Source organism: Bradyrhizobium sp. AUGA SZCCT0222 (assembly GCF_018130205.1).
Classification (GTDB): Bacteria; Pseudomonadota; Alphaproteobacteria; order Rhizobiales; family Xanthobacteraceae; genus Bradyrhizobium.
This window is the reverse complement of record NZ_JAFCLX010000019.1, coordinates 95,554-117,623: the sequence shown is the minus strand read 5'-3', so window position 1 is coordinate 117,623 and position 22,070 is coordinate 95,554. Positions and strand designations below refer to the sequence as shown.

Below are 22,070 nucleotides of genomic sequence, written 5' to 3'. Positions count from 1 at the left end.
TTATCGAGCCATGGCCAATGGTAAGTCCGATACGAAGTCCGCGGCAAGATCCAAGCCTTCCTCGAAGAAATCCAGTGCCACGAAGGAATCCGCTCCCGAGCAGCCCGCGGCAGAAAAGTCCGAGATTGTCGATGTCGTTGCGGAAGACGGCGACCACGTTGAACCGCCGCCGCCGCAGGTGGTCGAGCCCGACCCGGAATTGTCGCCGGAGGAGGCCGAGCAGGCGCGTAAAGACTATCTGCTGACACGGTTCTGGATCAGCGCGCGCGGCTATTGGGGCAGAGGCGGCGACCGGCTGGCATGGGTGTTTTCGATCGGGCTGTTGATCCTGATCGTCGTCAATGTCGGATTCCAGTACGGCATCAATGTCTGGAACCGGGCGATCTTCGACGCCCTCGAGAAGCGCGAATCCGCCACCGTCTTCTATCTCACCGGGGTGTTCTTCCCGCTTGCGATCGGCAGCGTTCTGCTCGGCGTCGCGCAGGTGTTCACGCGGATGGGCATCCAGCGGCGCTGGCGGGCCTGGCTGACCAGCTCTGTGATGACGCGCTGGCTGACCAATGGTCGCTACTACCAGCTCAACCTCGTCGGCGGCGACCACAAGAATCCGGAACACCGCATCGCCGAGGATCTGCGGATCGCCACCGACTCGCCGGTGGATTTCGTCGCCGGCGTCACCTCGGCGTTTTTGTCCGCCGCGACCTTCATCGTCGTGCTCTGGACCATCGGCGGCGCGCTGACGGTGACGCTCGGCGGATCTGTTGTGACGATCCCCGGCTTTCTCGTCATTGCCGCGGTCGTCTACGCCGCGATCGCCTCCGGCTCGATCATGGCCATCGGCCGCCGCTTCGTGCAGGTGTCCGAGGACAAGAACCAGGCCGAGGCCGAATTCCGCTACACGCTGACCCGGGTGCGCGAGAACGGCGAGAGCATCGCGCTGCTCGGCGGCGAGGAGGAAGAACGCGACGGTATCGACAAGAACTTCTCCAACGTGCTGCGGCAATGGTCGCAGCTCGCCCGCCAGCACATGCGCACCACGCTGGTGTCGCAGGGGTCGGGACTGATTGCGCCCGTGGTGCCGCTGCTGCTATGCGCGCCGAAATTCCTCGACGGCAGCATGACGCTCGGACAGGTGATGCAGGCGGCCTCCGCCTTCACCATCGTGCAGACCGCGTTCGGCTGGCTGGTCGACAATTATCCGCGCCTTGCCGACTGGAACGCCTGCGCGCGCCGCATCGCCTCGCTGATGATGTCGCTCGACGGACTGGAGCGGGCCGAACGCGGCGACGGGTTCGGCCGCATCAAGCGCGGCGAGACCGAGGGCGAGGCCATGCTCAGCCTCAACGATTTCTCGGTAACGCTCGACGACGGCACCGCCGTCGTCGGCGAGACCGAAGTCGTGATCGAACCCGGCGAACGACTATTAGTGGCCGGCGAATCCGGCACCGGCAAGAGCACCTTGGTGCGCGCGATTGCGGGCCTGTGGCCATGGGGCGGCGGCAGCGTCAATTTCCATCCCGACCGCCGGCTCTTCATGCTGCCGCAGAAGCCGTATATCCCCACCGGCACGCTGCGCCGCGCGATCGCCTATCCCGGCGCCGCCGAGGACTGGAATCCCGAACAATTCTGCGAAGCCCTGCACAAGGTCGGCCTCGATCATCTCAAGGAGAAGATCGAGGAAGAGGCGCCGTGGGACCAGACCTTGTCGGGCGGCGAAAAGCAGCGGCTGGCGTTCGCGCGGCTGTTGCTGCACACCCCCGACATCGTGGTGCTGGACGAGGCGACCTCCGCGCTCGACGAGAAGAGCCAGGACAAGATGATGGAGATGGTCACGCGCGAACTTCCCAAGGCCACCATCGTCAGCGTCGCCCATCGCGTCGAGCTGGAAGCCTTCCATAGCCGCAAGATCGTGCTGGAACGGCGCAAGGGCGGCGCCAAACTCGTCAGCGACGTCGACCTGATCCCGCGCAAGGGCAAACGCCGCCTGCTCGGCCGCTTCCTGCGCCAGCGCAAGCCGCCGAAAAAGGCGGCGTGACGCTAGCTGTCGTCCCGGCGAACGCCGGGACCCATACGCCGCGGCCGTGCTTGTTAAAGGCGGTGGTCGGCGACTTCCTTAACTCACAACGCCCTGTGGTTATGGGTCCCGGCCTTCGCCGGGACGACGCTAGCGGTTGGAGTCCTCGCTAAAAGTCGCTATGCATGCGCCGCTTTCCACCGAGGATATCAGTTTGAAGCCCGACAACGACCCCACGCCCGCGCCGTTCGGCGCGTTCGCACCGAATGCTGCGCAGGCCGCGATCATTGCGCTGGCGCACCGCTCGCGGCTGAAGCGCGGCGCGTTCCGGCCGATGCTGTCGCGGCTGGTCAATGTGCTGCGCGCAGGGCCGGTGGACGTGAGCTACCAGGGCGCATCGTTTCGTTTCTATCACCAGGCCAGCGCCACCGAGCGCGGCGCGCTGTTCAATCCCGATTACAACATCGAGGAGCTGGATTTCTTGCGCGCGCATACGCCCTCCGGCGGCGTGTTCGTCGATGTCGGCGCCAATGTCGGCACCTATGCGCTTGCGCTGGCGCGGCATGTCGGCGCAAGCGGCAGGGTGATCGCGATCGAGCCGCATCCGGTCACGCATGCAAGGCTCGCCTTCAACAACGCCGCCTCCGGCTTTGCCCACACCAGACTGGTCGCCGCCGCCGCCGGTCCCGCCGATGGCGAGTTGATGATCGAGACCGATGGCGACAATCTCGGCGCCAGTCATATCGTGTCGGGTCAAGCCTCGAGCAAGGCGATCAAGGTACCGTCGCTGCGGCTGCAGCGCATCCTCAATGAAGCCGGCGTCTCGCATGTCGATGCGCTGAAGATCGACGTCGAAGGCTTTGAAGACCGCGTGTTGACCGGCTTCTTCAAGGAGACACCGCAATCGCTATGGCCACGCGCGGTGGTGATCGAACATCTTTCATCGAATGAATGGCAGAATGACTGCATCGCCGACATGCGCGCGCGCGGCTATGCCGAAACCGGCAAGACCCGCAGCAATACGCTACTGGTGCGCGACTGAAAATCCGTCCTCAAACCACGGGAGAGTTCGATGATCGACCATATCGGTTTTCCGGTTTCGGATTATGAACGCGCCAAGGCGTTCTATGTGAAGGCGCTGGCGCCGCTCGACTATGTGCTGGTCATGGAAGTGACGCAGGAACAGACCGGCCATGATCCCGCCGCCGGCTTTGGCGCCAACGGCAAGCCGGATTTCTGGATCGGCGGCGAAGGCGGATTGAACAAGCCGCTGCATGTCGCAATCCTCGCCAAGGACCGCGCCACCGTCGATGCCTTCTACAACGCCGCCATCGCTGCCGGCGGGCGCGACAACGGCCCGCCTGGAGTTCGCGCGCATTATCACCCGAACTATTACGGCGCCTTCGTGCTCGACCCTGATGGGCACAACATCGAGGCGGTCAGCCACACGCCGGGATAATCGGGTTTCCCTGCAGGTTTCCTTGGGGAACTTCCGGGCATGAGTTCCGTTGCCGTAGATGCCGATTGAACCTCCCGAAATCCCGCCGCCCACACCGGGAAAACCAACCGAGCCGCCGCGCGAAGATCCTCCGGGCAATCCCCGTCCGGAGGTGCCGCCACCGATGCGCGAGCCCGGCGCGCCCCCGCCGCCACAGGAACTGCCGGGCAAGACGCCGGATGAACTGCCGGTGCGCGGGCCGAATGGTCCCGCTACGCCCAATCCGGCCACAGATCGGCCACAGGGAGCAATTTGACTTTGATTTGAAAGCGCCGCCTGAATACGCAATGAACAATTGCACATGTAACCTATTGCGTCCGCGAAATAAAAAGCATCCGCGCTCTCCAGCCCGCCACAATCCGGTCTAACGATTAGCCGTTGATCGACCCGCCCACGCAATCGGCAACAACGATTCCTTCGCTGCCAGAACCTTTCCAGGGACCCAGAACATCATGACAAACCTTCGCATCGTGCTGCTTGCCACGACCGCTCTGACGGTGACGCAGATCGCGACATCCGCCTCGCACGCGCAAAATGCGCCACTGGTCGTCGCACAGGCCAGGGAGGAGCTCGGTCCCGACGGAAAGCCCAAGGCGCCGCCGAAGGGCGCGCCGCCGCCGGCCGCGAAGCCACCGACGCCGCCCGCGCCGCCACCGGCCGCGGCTCCGCCTCCGCGCCCGGCACCTCCGCCGGCTCCGCCGCCTGCTGCGGCCCCTCCGCCGCGCCCCGCACCGCCCCCGGCACCACCCGCCGCGGCTCCGCCTCCGCGCCCGACACCACCGCCGGCTCCGCCGCCTGCTGCGGCCCCTCCGCCGCGTCCCACACCGCCGCCGGCACCACCCGCTGCGGCTCCGCCGCCGCGACCGACACCTCCCGCCGCGCCACCACCGGCGGCTGCGCCGAAGCCACCGACTCCGCCGGCACCGCCCGCCGCTGCGCCGCCCCCGCGCCCGGCGCCGACGGCAACGCCGCCCGCTGCAGGCAGCACAACGACGACACCTCCCGGCGCGCCGCCGCCGCGCACCGGGCAGCCTCCGGCTGGCACCACGCGTGTGCCAGGAACGCCGGGCGCAGGCCCCACGGCAGCGCCGGCCGCTACACCAACGCCGACCGCGCCTCCGGCCGCTGGAACGCCTACGACACCTCCTGCCGGCGCAGCACCGACGACGCCTTCGCCGCGTCCTGGTGCAACAACGCCGCCCGCCGCGGGTGGCGCGACGACGACACCTCCGGGTGGTCAGCCGGCCCGCCCCGGTCAGCCACCGGGTGCCCCGCCGGCTGGCGCCGCGCCAACGGCTACTCCGGCCGCACCGGGTGCAACTCCCGCCGCACCGACCGCCGCGCCGGGCACGCCGCCGGCAGCAACGCCTCCCGGTCAGGCCCAGAGTGCGCCGCCGACAGTAGCGCCGGCTTTCCGCCGTGCACCGCAGGTCACGACGCCGCTGCCGTCTGCGCCCCCGCCGGCTGCAGCCCTCGCGCCGATCGCCGCGGGTGCGGCAGCGCCTGGACCGCGCCGCATGGACGACTTCCGCGGCCAACGCCGCGAAAGCCAGGAGGGCGGCCGCACCGTCTTCACCGAGCCGGGCCGGATCATCATCCGCGATCCCGGCGGGCAGCAATATGTCCGTCACAACGAGGTCGATCGCTTCCGTTACGGCGCGCGTGACATCCAGACCAGGACCGTGGGCAACGAAACCCGCACCATCGTGATCCGGCCAGACGGCAGCCAGATCATCACGGTGGTTGGCCGCGACGGTCAGTTGCTGCGCCGGATCCGCCGCGACCAGCGCGGCCGCGAGATCATCATCATCGACAACAGCTTCCGCGATCCGCGCACGGTCGGCGGTTTCTATGTCGACATCGCACCGCCGATGATCCGCATCCCCCGCAATCGATACATCGTCGATTCGCAGGACGCGGCGCCGGAGTTGCTCTACGACACCATGATGGCACCACCGGTGGACCGGATTCAGCGGCGTTATACGCTGGACGAAATCCGTTACAGCCCGAACGTGCGCCAGATCATGCCGAGCATCGACGTCAACACCATCAACTTCGAACTTGGATCGTGGGAAATCCCGCCTGATCAGGCGGACAAGCTGCAGGCGATCGCTGATGGCCTGAACCGGGCGATCCAGACCAATCCGCGCGCGGTATTCCTGATCGAGGGACATACCGATGCGACCGGCAACGACGTCGACAATCTGTCGCTGTCGGATCGCCGCGCCGAATCGGCCGCCACCCTGCTGACGCAGCAGTTCAACGTGCCGATGGAAAACCTGACCTCGCAGGGTTACGGCGAGCAGTACCTGAAGGAGCAGACCGACGGGCCGAGCGCGATCAACCGGCGCGTCACCATCCGTAACATCACGCCGCTCCTGAACGGCGGAACGGCCTCGCTGCCGCCGCCCCCGCCCGGCACCGCGCCACCGCGCCGCTGAGGTCGGTCGGCACAATATGAAAATGGCCGGGAGCAATCCCGGCCATTTTTTGTGTCAGGCGCTGAGCGCCCGCGGCGGCAGACAGGCGTCGCAGATCGCCGCCACGTGACGATGGTCGGTGCCGCAACACCCGCCCAGAATGCGCATCGCCGGAAACGAGCGCCGGAGATTCAGATAGCGCCGGCCGAGATCGTGCGGATCGCCCGCATCGAGCGTTGCAGACTCATCCAGTTCGGCATGGCTCTTGGTCGATGCATTGGCCCTGACGCCATGGATGCGCTTGACCCAGGCCTCGTCGGCCTTCAGCGCATGCTCGAAATGCGTCGGATGCGCGCAATTGACCAGGAAGTACTCGACCGAATCCTGCGCCGCGCGATCCACCGCCTCGATCGCTTCGCGCAACGTCTCACCATTGACCAGACGGCCGTCGGTTTCCACCGTGAACGAGATCACCGCCGGAATCTGCTGCGCCCTGGCCGCACGCGCGATGCCGATCGCTTCATTGATGTTCGTGAGCGTATAGGCCGTCACCATGTCGGCGCCGCCTTCGACGAAGGCCGCAATCTGCGCGCCATGATAGGCCTCGGCTTCGGCCGCATCCATGTTGCCGGCCTTGTAACCGTCGCCGCGCGGGCCGATGGCGCCGCTGACGACGCAGGGCGTCATCGGCTTTTCCCATTCGGCGCGCAGCTCCTCGAGCAACCCGATCCCGCGAATGTTGATCGCCCTGAGCGCGGCGGCATCGTAACCAAGCATGGCGCCCCAATCGGGATTGGCCCGCCATGTCGGGCTGTCCAGCACAAAGCCAACGCCATGTTCGCGCGCGACCGCCATATAGGCCTGGTAGTATCGCTTCAGCGTGCACCGGCCTTCCGGGCTGTCGAGCAGCACGAAGGCGGCGAAATGGGGCAGATCAATCCCTTCGTGGAAGATCAGCGTCGTTTCCATGCCGCCATCGGTGAGAAAAATGCCGCCGCGGCGTTGCGGCAGGTCGTATCGATATTTTGTCATTGCAATACCTCCATGATCGGCAAATGGCGCTGTTGGTAGGTCCGGCGCGGCGCGCCCTGGTCTGGTGGAACTGGTGCCGCATAGTGTCGCGGTTTCCTAGGCGGCTCGTGGTGCGGCTGAATTTCGGGCCGTAAAATGCTAGGAAATCAGACGGTTGCGCGGCGCGCGCAAAATCGCGGCGCCAGTGCGCGGAGTCAAAACCGTACCGCAAGTACAGTTTCTGGAGACACGCGATGGGAAAAGGCGAAGCGACGCGCGAGCGAATTCTCGAGATCGCGGAAGCGGCCGTGCTCGCGAAGGGATTTGGCGCCACATCGATCGACGAAGTGATCGCGGAGGCCGGCCTCACCAAGAGCGGCTTCTTTTATCACTTCAAGGACAAGAATGCGCTCGCGCGCGAAATGCTGCGCCGCTACGTCAAAACCAACGACCAGCTGTTCGACGACATCTTCGCACGCGGCCGGCAGCTCTCGGACGATCCGCTGCAGGCGTTCCTGATTTCGCTGAAGCTGCTCGCCGAAGTGATGGCCGACCTGCCGAACGGGCATCCCGGCTGCCTGATCGCCAGCGTCTGCTATCAGGAGCGGCTGTTCGACCGCGAGGTGCGCGAGCTCACCGCACAGTCGGTGCGCGACTGGAATGCGCGCTTCCGCCACATCCTCGACGGCATCGCCGCCGTCCATCCACTGCGGGAGCCGATCAATCTCGACGATCTCGCCGACATGATGTCGTGCATTGTCGACGGTGCGATCATCATGTCGAAAACGCTGAACGATCCGAGCCGGCTGGAACGCCAGATCCTGATCTTTCGAAGCTGCGTGAAGCTGATCTTCTCAGCTCCATCGCTGTCCTGACGCAGGCTTCGACAGTTCATTTCGCAGCGGCAAGCCCCAGCGCGTCGACCATCACGCGGAAGACTTCCGTATTGTCCATCGAACCCTTGACCCGTTCGCTGCCGGGCCCGGTCGCGGTCAGGATGACGTCTTCGCCGGAATGCACGCTGGCGTTCATCATCGCCGGCAGATTGCCGGGCCGCAGCACGGCGCCGGGAACGCCCTTGTACTTTTCGTTGGCCTTGAAGGTTCCGTCATCGTCTCCCTTCATGGTCGGGTCGTTCGGGCCGTCGAGTTTGGGACGGAAGGTCTCGTAATGGTCGGGCAGGCTGGCCGAGAAGATGGCGAGCCGCCGGCTGACGTCGACGCGCGAGGGATAGCCGTCGGCATCGGGCGCCGGGTAATTCGGGAAGCCGGCCTTTTCGTAGACGCCGACGCGCTCGCGCATCGGCGCTTCCGATGTCGTGCTCATGTCGTGATTGATGGTGCCGACCAGTGCGTTGGGGTGGTTATGGTCCGGCGTCACCAGGATCAGGGTGTCGTCGCCGCGCTTGCTCGCCCAGTCGCGGGCGAGGCGCACCGCATTGTCGAGCATGATGGTGTCGTAGACGGCGCGGTCAAAGTCGAGGGCATGCGCGTATTTGTCGATCAATCCGGATTCCACCATCAAGAAGAAGCCGGCCTCGTTTTTCGACAGCACATTCAGCGCGGCCTGGAGCTGCTCGGTCAGGTCGGGCTGCTCGGGAAATTTCTTGACGCCGCCGCCCTTGAGGAATTTGCGATCCAGCGCCCCGTCCATATTTCCCGTGGCGAACAGCCCGAGCAATTGGCGCGTATCGGGTTTGGCCGCCAGCGCATTGAGCTCGCCGGCGGTCGTCGCCAGGCCATAGCCGGCCTCGCGGAACCGGGCGATATAATCGACCTCGTCCTTGCGCTTGGATCCGGCCGCCGACTTCGGCAGGAAGTTCGCGCTGCCGCCGCCCAGCAACACGTCGGGCCTCGCCACGAAAAGCTGCTCGACAATCTCGTCATAGGCTGCCCGGCGGCGCGTATGCGCCACCATCGCCGCCGGCGTGGCGTCCTCGACTTCGGTGGTGGTCACGATGCCGATGCTCATCTTGAGCCGGCGCTGAGCAAGGCTCGTGATGGTTTCGACCTTGGGATCGTCGAACGCGTCTCTGGTGCGGTCCGCATAGACGCCCATCGCGTTGACCGCGCTCTTGTGGCCGGTGGAATAGGCGCTGGCCGAGTTTGCCGAATCGGTGATGATCGAATCCGAGCCGGCGGTGGCCACCAGCGCGGTATGCGGCATGTCGTCCATCGCAAGCTTGCCGAGGCTCTTGCCCTCCGCAATGCCCTTGGAGAGCAGCCGCGCCCCGACGCGATGGGCGGGTGACATCCCGTCGCCGATGAACAGGATCACGTTCTTCGCCTTGCGCGGCCCGGTGTCGTAGACCGTCCACGTCACCTTGCGGCTCTTCGTACCGTCGCTGACCTCGACGACGAACGGACCGGGCTTTGCCAGCTCGACGTCGCGAAGCATCAGCGCGGATTGGTCCCTGCCGTCCTCACGCTCGATAAACGTTGCGGCCCGGCCGAACACGGCGGCATGGTCCTCGCCGTTGACCGTTACCTTCAGTTTCGACTGGTCGACCCGGTCAGGGAATTCAACCTTGAAGTCGAACCGGGCGCCGGCGAGAATTTCGGCGCGGTCGATCGGGTAGACTGTTTGGGCGACAACCGGCGATGCCGAGAGCAGGGCGGCGAGGGTGATGACGGTGACTGGCTTGATCAAGATCTCGGGCTCCGCGCGTGCTTGCCTGCGGGACAGCGACAGCCGCGGCTCCGCAAGGAGTGAAGGCGGTCAATACCTATCCGCCACGGATGACATCTATGTAACGGCGGCATGCAGTGGTGCAGCGGTGCCGGTTCAGCTCTTGTCGTTGCCGAGCTTGAAGATCTCGGAACCATCCCCGCTCGATAGCAGGCCCGTGTCCGAATAAAGCTTCAGCTTGGCGCGGGTATCCGTGATGTCCAGGTTGCGCATGGTCAGCTGGCCGATACGGTCCGCCGGCGTGAACGCCGCATCTTCCACCTTCTCCATGCTCAGCCGCTCCGGCTGATAGGTCAGGTTCGGGCTTTCGGTGTTGAGCAGCGAGTAGTCGTTGCCACGGCGCAGCTCAAGCGTGACCTCGCCGGTAACGGCGCGCGCCACCCAGCGCTGGGCGGTCTCGCGCAGCATCAGGGCCTGCGAATCGAACCACCGCCCCTGGTAGAGCAATCGGCCGAGGCGCATGCCGCTGATCCGGTATTGCTCGATGGTGTCTTCGTTGTGAATGCCAGTGACCAGGCGCTCATAGGCGATGTGCAGCAGCGCCATGCCGGGCGCCTCATAGATGCCGCGGCTCTTGGCCTCGATGATCCGGTTCTCGATCTGGTCGCTCATGCCAAGGCCGTGCCGGCCGCCGATGGCGTTGGCCTCGAGGAACAGCGCCAGCGGATCGGCGAAGGTCTGGCCGTTCAGCGCGACGGGCTGGCCCTCCGCAAAACGCACGACGACCTTTTCGGCCTTGACGGCACAGTCATCGCGCCAGAACGGCACGCCCATGATCGGATTGACGATCTTGATGCCGGTGTCGAGGCTCTCGAGATCCTTGGCCTCGTGGGTGGCGCCCAAAATATTACTGTCGGTCGAGTAAGCCTTTTCGGCGCTCATCTTGTAGGCAAAGCCGTTGGCGGTCATGAACGCTGACATTTCCGCACGGCCGCCGAGCTCGTCGATGAACTGCTGGTCGAGCCAGGGTTTGTAGATCCGCAAGCTCGGATTGGTCAAAAGGCCGTAGCGATAGAACCGCTCGATATCATTGCCTTTGTAGGTGGAGCCATCGCCCCAGATGTTGACGCCGTCCTCCTTCATGGCCGCGACCAGCATCGTGCCGGTCACCGCGCGACCAAGCGGCGTGGTGTTGAAATAGGTGTTGCCTCCGGTCGAGACGTGGAAGGCGCCGGACTGGATGGCGGCGATGCCTTCGTGGACCAATTGCGTGCGGCAATCCACCAGGCGGGCTTTTTCGGCGCCGAACTCGAGCGCCTTGCGCGGAATCTCCTCGTAGTCGGCCTCGTCAGGCTGGGCGAGGTTGGCGGTATAGGCAAAGACGCGTGCGCCCTTTTGCTTCATCCACACCAGCGCCGCTGAGGTGTCGAGGCCGCCCGAAAAAGCGATGCCGACTTTTTCCCCTTTGGGCAGGCTCTTCAGGATCGTGCTCATCGTGCTTCCAATCGGTCGAAATGGTGGATGTCGTTTGCGGCTTTGGGTGCGCGAATATCAAACTTTGCGCTTGTCGGCACGCCTTTAATAGCACCAGGCGGCAGCTTGGCCGGGATGGCTCAGCCCGGCTGGCGCGAGCCCTTGGTCAGACGGTTCCAGGGCCGGGCCAGGCGTGCCAGCGCGGCCTCGACGGCCGCATCCGAGACCCGGGTCGACGGCCAGCGGTATAGCCAGCCATGGGCCAGCCAGATCACCAGAAAGCTGACGAGGCCGGCGGCCGCCACATCGGTGAAAAAATGCCCGCCAAACGCCATCCGCAGCACGCTGGTCGTGATCCCGAACAGGGTCGCCGCCGCATAGGCCAACGGCCGCCACGTCGGCGGCGTCAGCGCCGCGGGCGCGTAGGCCCAGAATGCGGTGGCGCCTTCGCCGGAGAAGAACGAGCAGTTGCGTCCGCACGTGCCGCGCGGATCCCAATACGGCACGAACTCCTGCGGCCCATTGAACTGCGTCACCACCACCGGCCGCGGCCGGCCCCAATAGGTCTTGAAGGTGAGGTTGGTGAGAACGACCGCAGATAGCAAAATGGTGCTCAGCAGGAATACGGCGGTACGCGCGCGAATGAACATCGGCAAATCCGGCCGCACCATCTTCACCACGATGGCCGCGAGCGACGGCAATGCCAGCGCCCACGCGATCCACATCGCGGCGTCGCGGGCGATGGCGGCGATCCAGCTCTGCTTCAACGGAAACGAATGGGTCGCGGGATCGTAGAACAACGCCGCCAGTTTGAGATCGAGTTCGGGAAAAATCCCGAACAGCAGTCCGATGACGAGCGCCAGCCCCAGCGCGATGAAAAGTCCGGTCCGGTTCATGGCGCGGTGTTTAAACGAGGGCGTGGGTCTTGAAAAGGCTCACGGATGCGGCCGTGAGTGCGCCGGCAGCGGCGGTGGCGGCCGCAAAGGTCTTGGCGGTTCGCGCCATGCGCCGGCGGAGCGGCCCGCGATCACCCAGTAGACCAGCCCCGCGACGATGCCCGCTCCGGTCATGATTTCGAGATGGCGGCGGACGATGCCGTCAAAGCGCATCGTTTCGGGATCGAACGGGACCAGACCGAGATAGCAGGCGCAGCCTACGAGCGCGCCGCCGATCGCATAGGTCAGCACGCCCCGGACATAAAACGCCTCCGTGATCAGAACCACGATCAGCGCCGGCAACAGTGCAAAGCCCGAGATGAAGATGAAGCCGAACCCGAGCACCACATTGATCGCGCCCTGATCGATCGGCCCTGCGCCGAGATCGCTGAATTCGGGATACAGCACCGCGCCGACCACGATCATCCCCGCCGCCAGACAGGCGAACAGGAATCCGAACAGGACCACGAAGAGGCGGCCGATCAGCGCCATTGTATTAGCCCACCGTCATTGCGAGGAGCGAAGCGACGAAGCAATCCATCTCTCGGCACGTGGAGAGATGGATTGCTTCGCTTCGCTCGCAATGACGCGCTGAGGCATGACTTGCACCCCAGTCAATCCGTCATCGCCATCGCGCGCAGCGCCTGCCGCTCGCGCGCGGACAATTTTTCGGTTTCCGATTTCAACTGGCCGCAGGCGGCGAGGATGTCGCGGCCGCGCGGCGTGCGCACCGGCGAGGAATAGCCCGCGTTGAAAATATACTCGGAGAATTTTTCGATCTGGTCCCAGTCCGAGCATTCGTATTTGGTGCCCGGCCACGGGTTGAACGGAATGAGATTGATCTTGGCCGGAATGCCCTTGAGCATTTTCACCAGCAGCTTGGCGTCGTCCATGGAATCGTTGACGCCCTTGAGCATCACATATTCGAAGGTGATGCGGCGCGCGTTGGACGATCCCGGATAATCGCGGCAGGCCTGCAGCAATTCGGCGATCGGGTATTTGCGGTTGAGCGGAACCAGCTCGTTGCGCAATTCGTCGCGCACCGCATGCAGCGAGATCGCCAGCATGACACCCATTTCGTCGCCGGCGCGGACGATGTTGGGCACCACGCCCGAGGTCGACAGCGTGATGCGGCGGCGCGAGATGCCGATGCCTTCATTGTCTGATGCGATCAGCAGCGCATCGCGCACCGCGTCGAAATTATACAAGGGCTCGCCCATCCCCATCATCACCACATTGGTGACGAGGCGGCTGCCGGTCGGGGTCTCGCGATCGGCCCAGTCGTTGAGCCGGTCGCGCGCCACCATGATTTGGCCGACGATCTCACCGGCGGTGAGATTGCGCACCAGCCGCTGCGTGCCGGTGTGGCAGAACGAACAGGTCAGCGTGCAGCCGACCTGCGAAGAAACGCACAGCGTGCCGCGATCGGTTTCGGGGATATAGACGCACTCGACCTCATGCGCCTTCTCGAGGGCATTGCCGCTCGGCAGCCGCAGCAGCCATTTGCGGGTGCCGTCGTTGGAGACCTGCTCGGCGACCACTTCGGGACGATCGACGGTAAAATGCTGCACCAGCTGCGCGCGCATTTCCTTGGAGATGCTGGTCATCGCGTCGAAGTCTTTGGCGCCGCGGACATACATCCAGTGCCAGAGCTGCTGGGTGCGCATCTTGCGCTGCGCGGGCAGAACGCCGATCTCGCCGAGCCGGTCGGCGATTTCCGCGCGCGAGAGGCCGATCAGCGATGGTTTGGCTGGCGGCACATAGGTTTCGAGCGGAATCTTCTCCAAAGGAGCATTAGCCCCGGAAGTAGCCGCGGTCGCGCTGGTCATGGTGTCGGTCATGAGCCATCAAATAGGCCTTCCAGCGTCCGCTGGAAAGCCACGAAATGCGTTAGTTTCGGGCTAAAAGACGGTCTTTTAGCTTGCGCATGATCTATTCGGAAAACCGGTGCCCACTTTTCCGGATCATGCGCCTAACGCCGGCAATCCTGCGCCAATTTGTCGAGCGCCTGCGACAGCCCCTTCAGCGAGAAGGTGTCGGTGGTCTCGGTGCCCTTGGCCGAGACGCCCTTGACGGTGACGTCGGCGGCCTTGCGCATGGCATCGACCATCCGCTCTTCCTCGGCCGCGTTCTTGATCCAGAGCCCGTCGCCCTGCGTGTACATCGCATACGACGCGCCACCGACCTCGAGCGAGGATTCCGAGCCCGGCTTCAGCGCGTAGCCGATCATGACCGAGACTTCGTTGATGACTTTTTCTGCCGGGCGCGTCGAGACGAAGGCATAGGCCGGATCGCGCGGACGGTTGGGCGGATTGGTCTTCGACGAGGATGGCTTGGCCAGCGCAAAGCACACCTTCTTGCCGTTCGGCGTTGCGGTGTAGGCGCCCCAGGTTCCGAACTGGCCGATCAGGGTCGGCTCCGCGCCACCGGCCGCGGCGGCTGCCGCCGACTCAGGCTTGGCGGCAGACTTCGCAGCCGCCGCAGGCTTTTCCGTTGCCGCAGGCTTGGCCGCGTCTTTGGCGCCCTTCGGCGCAGCACTTTGCGCCTGCGCAAGGCTGGAAGCCCCGCACAGCAACGCACTCAAAACAAGGGATGTCAGTATCTGCCGCACGGACAACTGGTTCCCTCATCATTGTGACTGGAAGATGGCCCGGCGACGGGTCGGACCGTCAACCATGGATAACCGGGAAATGCCTTTTTGGGAAGGCGCTTACGAGCTGTCCAGCCGCTGTATCCACGGTCATGTTGGAGGTATCGCGCGCCTCTTGCGGAGTTAGCCTTTGGTACGGCCTTCGCGCTGCTTCTGCCACTGCGCGTCGGTCCATTGCAGCAGGTCCTCGGCGCCGGAACTGCGCAAATGCGAGCCGCCATCCTGCACCACCATCTCGCCATTGATGTAGCCGGCCTGTTCGGAAATCAGGAAGCTCGCCAAATTGGCGAGTTCGCTGTGCTCGCCGGCGCGGCCGAGCGGATTGCGGTGCGCCCAGCTCGCGTCGCGGCCCTCGGGGCGAAGCTGGCCCGACGCACCCGGCGTCGGAAACGCACCGGGCGCGATCGCGACCGTGCGAACGCCCTTCGGCCCCCACTCCACCGCCAGACTCTTCGTCATTGCCAGTATGGCGGACTTCGCCATCGCCGATGGCACCGTGAAGGCGCGGCCGGTGATGGTCGATGTCGAGAGGATGCTCAGCACCACGCCGCTATGACGGCCCTCGATCCAGCGCTTGCCGGCCGCGAGCGTGCAATACATCGTGCCATGCAGCGTCGGCCCCAGGATCGCGTCTGCCGCGCGGAACGACAGATGTTCGGTCTGAGCGAGAAAGGTCGCGGCAGCATTGTTGACCAGCACGTCGATCGGCGCCTCGCGCCAGACCTGATCCATCATCGCATCGACCGCCGCGCCGTCGCGGATATCACAGCGCGCCACGGAAACCCTTCCGCCGAATTCACTGCGCATCTGGGTTGCCGTGGCCTCCAGCAATTCGAGCCGGCGGCCACAGATGATGAGTTCCGCCCCGAGCTCGATAAAGCGCCGCCCCATCGCGGCGCCAAGCCCGGAGCCGCCACCGGTGACCAGAATGCGCTTTCCCGCCAGCAGGTCTTTTTCAAACATTGTTTCACTCCCTATCCCCTCATCATTGCGAGGAGCAAAGCGACGAAGCAATCCATTCTTTCTTTTTTTGCGGAGCGATGGATTGCTTCGCTTCGCTCGCAATGACGGCAGATAGCTATGCGCGTCCTAAGCACCGAATCGGATTGTAGCCCGGCGTCAAATCCGGCAAGAAGCATTCAGCCTTTCCTTGTGCGTCCTAACATCAGGTGTGTCCATGAAAGCCATTCTCTGCTCGCAATATTGCCAGCCCGACGACCTCGTGCTGGCCGATGTGCCCGATCCCGTCGCCGGACCGGGCGAGGCTGTGATCGCGATCAAATCCGCGGCGCTGAATTTCTTCGACATCCTGATGATCCAGGGCAAGTACCAGATCAAGCCGCCGTTCCCGTTCTCGCCGGCCGCCGAAGTCGCGGGCGTGATCGAAAGCGTAGGCAGTGGCGTCACCGATCTGAAGGTCGGCGACCGCGTGGCAGCCTCCTGCGGCCATAATGGCGCGCGCGAAAAGATCGCGCTGCCGGCCAACTCGATCGTGAAGATTCCCGACAATCTGGACTTCGATCGCGCCGCTGGAATTTTTATTATCTACGGCACTGCGCTGCATGCGCTGGAAGATCGCGCCAGCCTCAAGCCCGGCGAAACCATGGCCGTGCTCGGCGCTGCCGGCGGCACTGGCCTCGCCGCCTGCGAGCTCGGCAAGCTGATGGGCTTGAAGGTGATCGCCTGCGCCTCGTCGGATGAAAAACTCGAATTTGCGAAAGCGCACGGCGCCGAGCTTGGCCTGAACTACAGCACGGAAGATCTCAAGGAGGGCTTGCGGCGCCTCACCGGCGGCAAGGGCGTCGACATCATCTTCGATCCGGTCGGCGGCACCTACGCCGAGGCCTCGCTGCGCTCGATCGCATGGGAAGGCCGCTTCCTGGTGATCGGATTCGCCGCCGGCGACATTCCGAAAATGCCGCTCAATCTGGCGTTGCTCAAGGGCTGCGATATCCGCGGCGTGTTCTGGGGCGCCTGGGCCCGGCTCAACCCTGAGAAGAACCGCGCCAATCTGGAGAAGCTCGTGAAGTGGACCGCGGAAGGCAAGATCTCCTCGCATGTCGACCGCACCTTCCCGCTGGCGCAAACCGCCGAAGCGCTGAAAGTGCTCGCCGGCCGCAAGGCGATGGGCAAGGTGATTCTGCATCCGTGATGCTGCGCGACAAAGGTCGCGCTTCATTCAACGTCTCTTCTGTTTTGAACGATCATCGTTCGGCAAAACATCGAACGGGCCGCGCGCAACGCGGCCCGTTTTGGCAATTGGCGCGCCTGCGCCTTGCTCGGCGTAGGATGCTGAAAATGCCTTCATCCGAGGCGGTTGTGCGTTAACGATATGCAATTTTAAATCTCTGAATTGCGTCAGCTCGCCGCAATCAGAACAAAATGTCTCCCGATTCGAGCGGGCCGGCGTCGTTTTTTCATCCCATTCGGCATGCGAATAGACCGCCCAGTAAACGGGTTCCCGGACACCAATAACAACAAGAAAAAGATGCCGGCCTCCCGTCGTTGCGTTTTGGTAGCGGGGAAGCATCGCCATGGTGGAGAGTACAAGGCAGGTTCAATCTGGAGATCCGTTCGCAAGATTAGGCGAAGCGATCGATAATCCCGGATTGTATGCGACGCATCAATTTCTGCGGTCGGAAGCACGCAAGCCCGACCCGTTGGTTCGACAAGATCATCTGGCAGACGACCCGGTGCCGCTTTTTCTTGCCAGCCAGCAGGATGCGCGCCATCGGCAGGATGAGCGCTATCAACCGGAAGAGCGCTATCAGGATCTGCCCTTCTATCAAGAACCGCCCGAATACTCCTTCGCAGGCGGCAAGAAACGAAGAGCGCGCGCATCGCGCATCGTGACCGGTGCGCTTGCGTTGTCCATCGTGGCCGCCGTTCTCGCGCTGCTTTCCTTCGATTCGACACGCGCCGTCATCGTCAACGCCGCGGCTTCGTTGGCCACCGCAGCGCCCGCCCCGTCAGGCGCCGCACAACAGGACGCCGCGCCGCCGGCACCGCGCGTCGCGGCCCAGCCTGCGAATCCCGAGACACCGCCGGCAACGCCGGATGCGGCAACCGCGCACCGTATCCAGTCCGCTGCGCTGGCGTCCGCTTCACCGTCACGCGACGAAATCACCGCGGCCTACCAGAGCGCCATCAAGACCAAGGTTGTGGCGATCGAACCGACGGCCCCCGAACCTGCACCAGCGGCACGGCGCATCGATTCGGATGAACTGGCGGCGCTGTTGAAGCGGGCGAAGGGCCTGCTCGCGATCGGCGACATCACCTCCGCCCGGTTGCTGCTCGAGCGTGCGGCAGACGCACAGGAGGCCGACGCCGCGCTGATGCTGGCGGGGACCTATGATCCGCAGGTGCTGGGCAAGCAGGACATGCGCAGCATCACGCCCGATCCGGCGATGGCGCGGCTTTGGTACCAGAAGGCCGCCCAGCTCGGCTCGTCCGACGCCAAGCGGCGCCTCAGTCAGATTCAAAACTAGGCATCTTCAGAACCGGTCATCACCGGCACGCATCATTCACGACCGCGCATCACGCGGCATCGATATCACGCAGGGGAGCAACAAATGCGACGACTGTTTGGAATGGCCGTACTTGCCATCATGATGGCTTGCGGCCTGACGGCCCAGGCCCAGGCCCAGCAAACCGAATACGATCCGGCCAAGGTCAGCGAGAGCCTGAAGGCTATTTTCCAGTTCGGTTCTGTCGCCACCAAGCAGAGCCTGAACTCGAACACGGTGACGCTGATGTCGGGGACGATCGGCGGCACCTACGTGCAGTTCGGCGCCGACCTCGCTTCCGTGCTCGACGATGGCAACAAGTTGCGCGTACTGCCCATCGTCGGGCGCGGTTCCGTGCAGAGCGTGGCGGACATCCTGTTCCTGCAGGGTGTCGATCTCGGCATCGTCCGCTCCGACACGCTCGATTATCTCGAACGCAAGGGCTTTGCGAAGGATATCAAGAAGCAGTTCACCTACGTGACCAAGCTCTACAATGAAGAGATGCACGTGATCGCGTCGAAATCGGTCCGCAGCCTAAGGGACCTCGAAGGCAAGACCGTCAGCGTCGACCTTCCCAATGGCGGCACGTTCGTGACTGCGCTGACCGTGTTCGAACGGCTCGGGATGAAGCCGAAGGTAGTCTATGTCGAGCAACGCATCGCGCTGGAGAAATTGAAGGCCGGCGAAATCGACGCCGTGATCGTGTGCGGCGGCAAACCGTACAAGTCCGTCAGCACGTTCAAGGACGACCGCTTCCATCTGGTGACGGTGAATTACGAGAAGCCGCTGCAGAAGGACTATCTGCCCGCCAGCCTGTCGTCGAAGGACTATCCCAACCTGATTTCGGGCGATGATCGCGTCGACACCATCGCGGTGCCGGCGGTGCTCGCGGCCTATAATTGGGCGCCGAACACCGAGCGCTATCGCAAGCTGTCGCAGTTCGTGGATGCGTTCTTCACCAAATTCCCGACCTTCCAGAACCCGCCCTTCCATCCGAAGTGGAGGGAAGTCTCGCTGTCGGCGCCACTGCCCGACTGGCAGCGGCTGCCGGTCGCCGAGCAATGGCTCAAGACCCACAACGTCGAAGCGGTCGCGCGTACCCGGTTCGATGAATTCCTGAAGCAGAGCCCAACTACCGCGGCGAACATCAAGACCGATGCCGACCGCGAGACGCTGTTCAAGCAGTTTCAGGCCTGGGAAACCGAACGGAACGCGCGCGCGCAAGTTCGCCCCGGATCGCAGAAGTAGGAAACCTCAGACGTCATCGGGATCGCCGCAAGCGATGCCCGATGGCGGACGTCGATGCGGGACTATTCCGCGTCGTCCTTCCCGACGCCTCGCTTCAGCGCAGCGCGCGCGGCGTCGCGGTGCTCCGACGTGATATAATTGGCAACCAGGCGGATGGCGGTGGCCAGGACAGCGGCGTCGTCGGTGAAGCCGAGCACCGGCAGCACGTCGGAAACGAAATCGAACGGCAGAACGAAATAGGCGATGGCGCCGAGAAGCGCCGCCTGCACATGGCGCGGCGTCTGCTTGTCGAACGCGCAGTAATAGGCCGCGAGCAGGTCCTCGGCGAAGGGAAGCTTCGCCACCACCCGCTTCAGCTTGCTCCAGAAGCGCCGGCGCACGCTTTCGCGGTCCTGCGCCAGCCGATCGGCCGGTTCAAAACCCACGCTGTGTTCGGACGTTGCCATGACGGCGCTCCCTCAAGACAGGCGCGGCGGATCGACGCGGCTGGCTGTCCAAGAATTGGGGATGTCCAGCCGCCGCCGCAAGATCGCTGCTGCACGATCACTTCAGGACCGGCGCTCAGGAGACGCCGAAGACGGCGCTCAGGAGACGCCGAAGACAGCTTCAGGAGACGCCGAGCTGTTTGGCGATGGCGTTCATGGCGGCCGCAAGCTCGATGTCCAGCTTGGTGACGCCATTGGCGTCATGGGTGGCCAGCACCACCTCGACCGTCTTGTAGACGTTGCGCCATTCCGGGTGATGGTCGTTCTTTTCGGCCACCAAAGCCGCGCGGGACATGAACCCGAACGCCTCGTTGAAATCCTTAAAGGTAAAAGTTCGCGCGATCGCCTCGCGGCCGGGCGTCTCCGACCACCCGGAAAGTTCCGCCAGCGCCGATTTCCGCGCTTCTGCCGACAGCCGTTCCGCCATGCTCGCCTCCCGCGTTTGACACCAGCTTTACCCTAACACCGATGGGGCCCCGCGGGATCCCTGCCCAAATTAAGACGGAAAGGCGCGTCCAATGGCCGCTCGGGTGCCGGTAACCATGACGGAGATGTAACCACGGGCCGGCGAGGAATTTGCTAGAATGCCCGGTGTAAGCACGTTGGCAACCGAAGATCGAACCCCAGACGATTGTTCAGGAATTGATGACCGACGGCCCTCAACCTGCCGAAGCAGCGCTGCCTCCCCCCTCGCCCCGTTCGGCGCGACGGCGTCTGGCATTCGTGATGCTGGCCGGCGTTCTGGCGATCATCGGCGTGGCGGCGGCCGGCTATCACATTGCGACGCGGCCGGTGACGTTGCGGATCGCGGTCGGCCCGGCCAACAGCGACGACCTCAAGGTGGTTCAGGCACTGACGCAAGCCCTCAACAACCAGCCGCACGGTCAAATTCGGTTGCGTCCGACACAGACCGACGGCGCCCTGGCGAGCGCCAAACTGCTCGGCGACGGCAAGGCCGATCTCGCCATTATCCGGGGCGACCTCGATGTGCCGAAGAACGCGCAGGCGGTGGCGACGCTGCGCAAGAATGTCGTGGTCCTCTGGGTGCCACCCGCCAGTAAGGCCAAGGCCAAGGGCAAGAAGGCCGCGCCCGCGATCACCAAAATCACGCAGCTTGCCGGACATCGCGTCGGCGTCGTCGGCCGCACCGAGGCCAATGTCAATTTACTCAAGGTGATCCTGCAGCAGTATGGCGTCGATCCGGCCAAGGTCGAGATCGTCCAGTTTCCGGTCACTGAGGCGGCCGACGCCATCCGTAACCAGAAGGCGGACGCCTACCTCGCGGCGGGCCCGGTCAACAGCAAGATCACGTCAGATGCGATCGCGGCTTCGATGCGCGACGGCGGCACGCCGACCTTCCTGGCGATCGATTCGGCGGAAGCGATCGCGCAGAACCACCCGGCCTATGAGGCTTCCGAGATTCCCGCCGGCACTTTTGGCGGCGCGCCGGCCAAGCCCGAAGAGGAAGTCAAGACCATCAGCTTCTCGCATCACATCGTGGCGCGGAAGGGCGTATCCGACTCCACCATCGCGCTCTTTACCCGGCAACTGTTTGCGATCCGGCAAACGCTAAAGAACGATTATCCGCTGGCCGCCAAGATCGAAACGCCGGACACCGACAAGGACGCCACCATCCCCGTGCATCCGGGGGCGGCCGCGTTTGTCGACGGCGAGGAAAAAACCTTCTTCGAACGCTACAGCGATTTCATCTGGTGGGGCCTGATGGGGCTGTCGGCGATGGGCTCCGCCGGCGCCTGGTTCGCGGGCTACCTGAAGAAGGACGAGCGAATTGCCAGCAGTTCGCAGCGCGACCGGCTGCTGGATATGCTCGCCGCGGCACGCACCTGCGATTCAACCGAAGAACTCGACCAGATGCAATCGGAGGCTGACGGCATCCTGCGCCATACGCTGGCGTGTTTCGAGCATGGCGCCATCGAGGAAGGCACCTTGACCGCCTTCAACATCGCGCTCGAACAGTTCCACAACGCGGTCGCCGACCGCAAGGCGCTTTTGATGAGCATGCCGCAGAACCTGCAACGGGCCAGCGCGCAGTTCCGGGCCGCGGGCGCCTGAGCGGGCATTCCTGTAATTCGGCCGTCATGGAATTTTTCTAAAGCCAGCTTGCACGACGAGAGGATTCCGTCATTCCGGGGCGATGCGAAGCATCGAACCTCAGATGTGCAATTGCACATCGGGGAATCT

20 protein-coding genes and 1 pseudogene are annotated in these 22,070 nt (G+C 64.1%); 10 read left to right on the top strand and 11 right to left on the bottom strand.

The window, feature by feature from the left end; translation table 11 throughout:
- The first annotated feature begins 10 nt into the window (after nucleotides 1-10).
- The 5 genes from JQ629_RS18735 to JQ629_RS18720 all read left to right on the top strand — a co-directional run bounded on the left by JQ629_RS18735 (nucleotide 11) and on the right by JQ629_RS18720 (nucleotide 5,953).
- The gene (locus JQ629_RS18735; RefSeq protein ID WP_212413919.1) at nucleotides 11-2,035 is read left to right on the top strand and encodes an ABC transporter ATP-binding protein/permease; all 2,025 of its coding nucleotides are present in this window, start codon (nucleotides 11-13) and stop codon (nucleotides 2,033-2,035) included.
- Between the two features lie 193 nt (nucleotides 2,036-2,228).
- Nucleotides 2,229-3,056, top strand: a complete 828-nt coding sequence (locus JQ629_RS18730) for an FkbM family methyltransferase (RefSeq protein WP_212413918.1) — start codon at nucleotides 2,229-2,231, stop codon at nucleotides 3,054-3,056.
- Between the two features lie 30 nt (nucleotides 3,057-3,086).
- On the top strand, nucleotides 3,087-3,473 hold the full coding sequence (locus tag JQ629_RS18725) for a VOC family protein (RefSeq protein WP_212413917.1): 387 nt from the start codon (nucleotides 3,087-3,089) through the stop codon (nucleotides 3,471-3,473).
- 58 nt (nucleotides 3,474-3,531) lie between these two features.
- Nucleotides 3,532-3,768 (top strand): hypothetical protein, encoded by a 237-nt coding sequence (locus tag JQ629_RS37140; RefSeq protein WP_249133334.1) that lies wholly within the window; start codon nucleotides 3,532-3,534, stop codon nucleotides 3,766-3,768.
- A 196-nt stretch (nucleotides 3,769-3,964) separates the two neighbouring features.
- The gene (locus JQ629_RS18720; protein ID WP_212413916.1) at nucleotides 3,965-5,953 is read left to right on the top strand and encodes an OmpA family protein; all 1,989 of its coding nucleotides are present in this window, start codon (nucleotides 3,965-3,967) and stop codon (nucleotides 5,951-5,953) included.
- Between the two features lie 54 nt (nucleotides 5,954-6,007).
- On the opposite strand, the gene JQ629_RS18715 is transcribed toward JQ629_RS18720, so the two are convergent.
- Nucleotides 6,008-6,964: a homocysteine S-methyltransferase family protein gene (locus JQ629_RS18715; protein WP_212413915.1), complete on the bottom strand. Its 957-nt coding sequence runs from the start codon at nucleotides 6,962-6,964 to the stop codon at nucleotides 6,008-6,010.
- 233 nt (nucleotides 6,965-7,197) lie between these two features.
- Between JQ629_RS18715 and JQ629_RS18710 the strand changes: the two genes are divergently transcribed.
- Nucleotides 7,198-7,818: a TetR/AcrR family transcriptional regulator gene (locus JQ629_RS18710; protein ID WP_212413914.1), complete on the top strand. Its 621-nt coding sequence runs from the start codon at nucleotides 7,198-7,200 to the stop codon at nucleotides 7,816-7,818.
- A 16-nt stretch (nucleotides 7,819-7,834) separates the two neighbouring features.
- Here JQ629_RS18710 and JQ629_RS18705 read toward each other — a convergent pair whose 3' ends face one another.
- The 7 genes from JQ629_RS18705 to JQ629_RS18675 all read right to left on the bottom strand — a co-directional run bounded on the left by JQ629_RS18705 (nucleotide 7,835) and on the right by JQ629_RS18675 (nucleotide 15,592).
- Entirely contained in the window at nucleotides 7,835-9,595 is a 1,761-nt protein-coding gene (locus JQ629_RS18705) for an alkaline phosphatase (RefSeq protein ID WP_502753131.1), read from the bottom strand.
- Between the two features lie 132 nt (nucleotides 9,596-9,727).
- Entirely contained in the window at nucleotides 9,728-11,065 is a 1,338-nt protein-coding gene (gene argG / locus JQ629_RS18700; RefSeq protein ID WP_192739366.1) for an argininosuccinate synthase, read from the bottom strand.
- A gap of 119 nt (nucleotides 11,066-11,184) precedes the next feature.
- On the bottom strand, nucleotides 11,185-11,940 hold the full coding sequence (locus JQ629_RS18695; RefSeq protein WP_212413912.1) for a phosphatase PAP2 family protein: 756 nt from the start codon (nucleotides 11,938-11,940) through the stop codon (nucleotides 11,185-11,187).
- Nucleotides 11,941-11,979: 39 nt separating this feature from the next.
- On the bottom strand, nucleotides 11,980-12,471 hold the full coding sequence (locus JQ629_RS18690; RefSeq protein ID WP_212413911.1) for a hypothetical protein: 492 nt from the start codon (nucleotides 12,469-12,471) through the stop codon (nucleotides 11,980-11,982).
- A 122-nt stretch (nucleotides 12,472-12,593) separates the two neighbouring features.
- Nucleotides 12,594-13,808 (bottom strand): dual-specificity RNA methyltransferase RlmN, encoded by a 1,215-nt coding sequence (rlmN, locus tag JQ629_RS18685; RefSeq protein WP_212413931.1) that lies wholly within the window; start codon nucleotides 13,806-13,808, stop codon nucleotides 12,594-12,596.
- Nucleotides 13,809-13,951: 143 nt separating this feature from the next.
- Nucleotides 13,952-14,590 carry an invasion associated locus B family protein gene (locus JQ629_RS18680; protein ID WP_312017327.1) on the bottom strand — a complete coding sequence of 213 codons (639 nt, stop codon included), beginning with the start codon at nucleotides 14,588-14,590 and terminating at the stop codon, nucleotides 13,952-13,954.
- A 162-nt stretch (nucleotides 14,591-14,752) separates the two neighbouring features.
- Complete coding sequence (locus tag JQ629_RS18675; protein ID WP_212413909.1) at nucleotides 14,753-15,592, bottom strand: SDR family oxidoreductase; 840 nt, start codon at nucleotides 15,590-15,592, stop codon at nucleotides 14,753-14,755.
- A gap of 214 nt (nucleotides 15,593-15,806) precedes the next feature.
- Here JQ629_RS18675 and JQ629_RS18670 point away from each other — a divergent pair, with 214 nt between their 5' ends.
- Nucleotides 15,807-16,781, top strand: a complete 975-nt coding sequence (locus JQ629_RS18670) for an NADPH:quinone oxidoreductase family protein (RefSeq protein ID WP_212413908.1) — start codon at nucleotides 15,807-15,809, stop codon at nucleotides 16,779-16,781.
- 27 nt (nucleotides 16,782-16,808) lie between these two features.
- Here JQ629_RS18670 and JQ629_RS18665 read toward each other — a convergent pair whose 3' ends face one another.
- On the bottom strand, nucleotides 16,809-17,165 hold the full coding sequence (locus JQ629_RS18665; RefSeq protein ID WP_212413907.1) for a hypothetical protein: 357 nt from the start codon (nucleotides 17,163-17,165) through the stop codon (nucleotides 16,809-16,811).
- A 157-nt stretch (nucleotides 17,166-17,322) separates the two neighbouring features.
- On the opposite strand from JQ629_RS18665, the gene JQ629_RS18660 reads away from it, so the two are divergent.
- Together JQ629_RS18660 and JQ629_RS18655 are read left to right on the top strand one after the other, a co-directional pair.
- Nucleotides 17,323-18,117 (top strand): hypothetical protein, encoded by a 795-nt coding sequence (locus JQ629_RS18660; protein ID WP_212413906.1) that lies wholly within the window; start codon nucleotides 17,323-17,325, stop codon nucleotides 18,115-18,117.
- Between the two features lie 84 nt (nucleotides 18,118-18,201).
- On the top strand, nucleotides 18,202-19,383 hold the full coding sequence (locus JQ629_RS18655) for a TAXI family TRAP transporter solute-binding subunit (protein ID WP_212413905.1): 1,182 nt from the start codon (nucleotides 18,202-18,204) through the stop codon (nucleotides 19,381-19,383).
- A 62-nt stretch (nucleotides 19,384-19,445) separates the two neighbouring features.
- Here the strand turns inward: JQ629_RS18655 and JQ629_RS18650 are convergent, their stop codons facing one another.
- Both JQ629_RS18650 and JQ629_RS18645 read right to left on the bottom strand, forming a co-directional pair.
- Nucleotides 19,446-19,829: a YkvA family protein gene (locus JQ629_RS18650; protein ID WP_212268663.1), complete on the bottom strand. Its 384-nt coding sequence runs from the start codon at nucleotides 19,827-19,829 to the stop codon at nucleotides 19,446-19,448.
- Between the two features lie 160 nt (nucleotides 19,830-19,989).
- Nucleotides 19,990-20,304: pseudogene (locus JQ629_RS18645) on the bottom strand (4a-hydroxytetrahydrobiopterin dehydratase); the annotation flags it as partial.
- A gap of 209 nt (nucleotides 20,305-20,513) precedes the next feature.
- Here JQ629_RS18645 and JQ629_RS18640 point away from each other — a divergent pair.
- Nucleotides 20,514-21,941, top strand: a complete 1,428-nt coding sequence (locus JQ629_RS18640; RefSeq protein WP_212413904.1) for a TAXI family TRAP transporter solute-binding subunit — start codon at nucleotides 20,514-20,516, stop codon at nucleotides 21,939-21,941.
- Nucleotides 21,942-22,070: the final 129 nt, after the last annotated feature.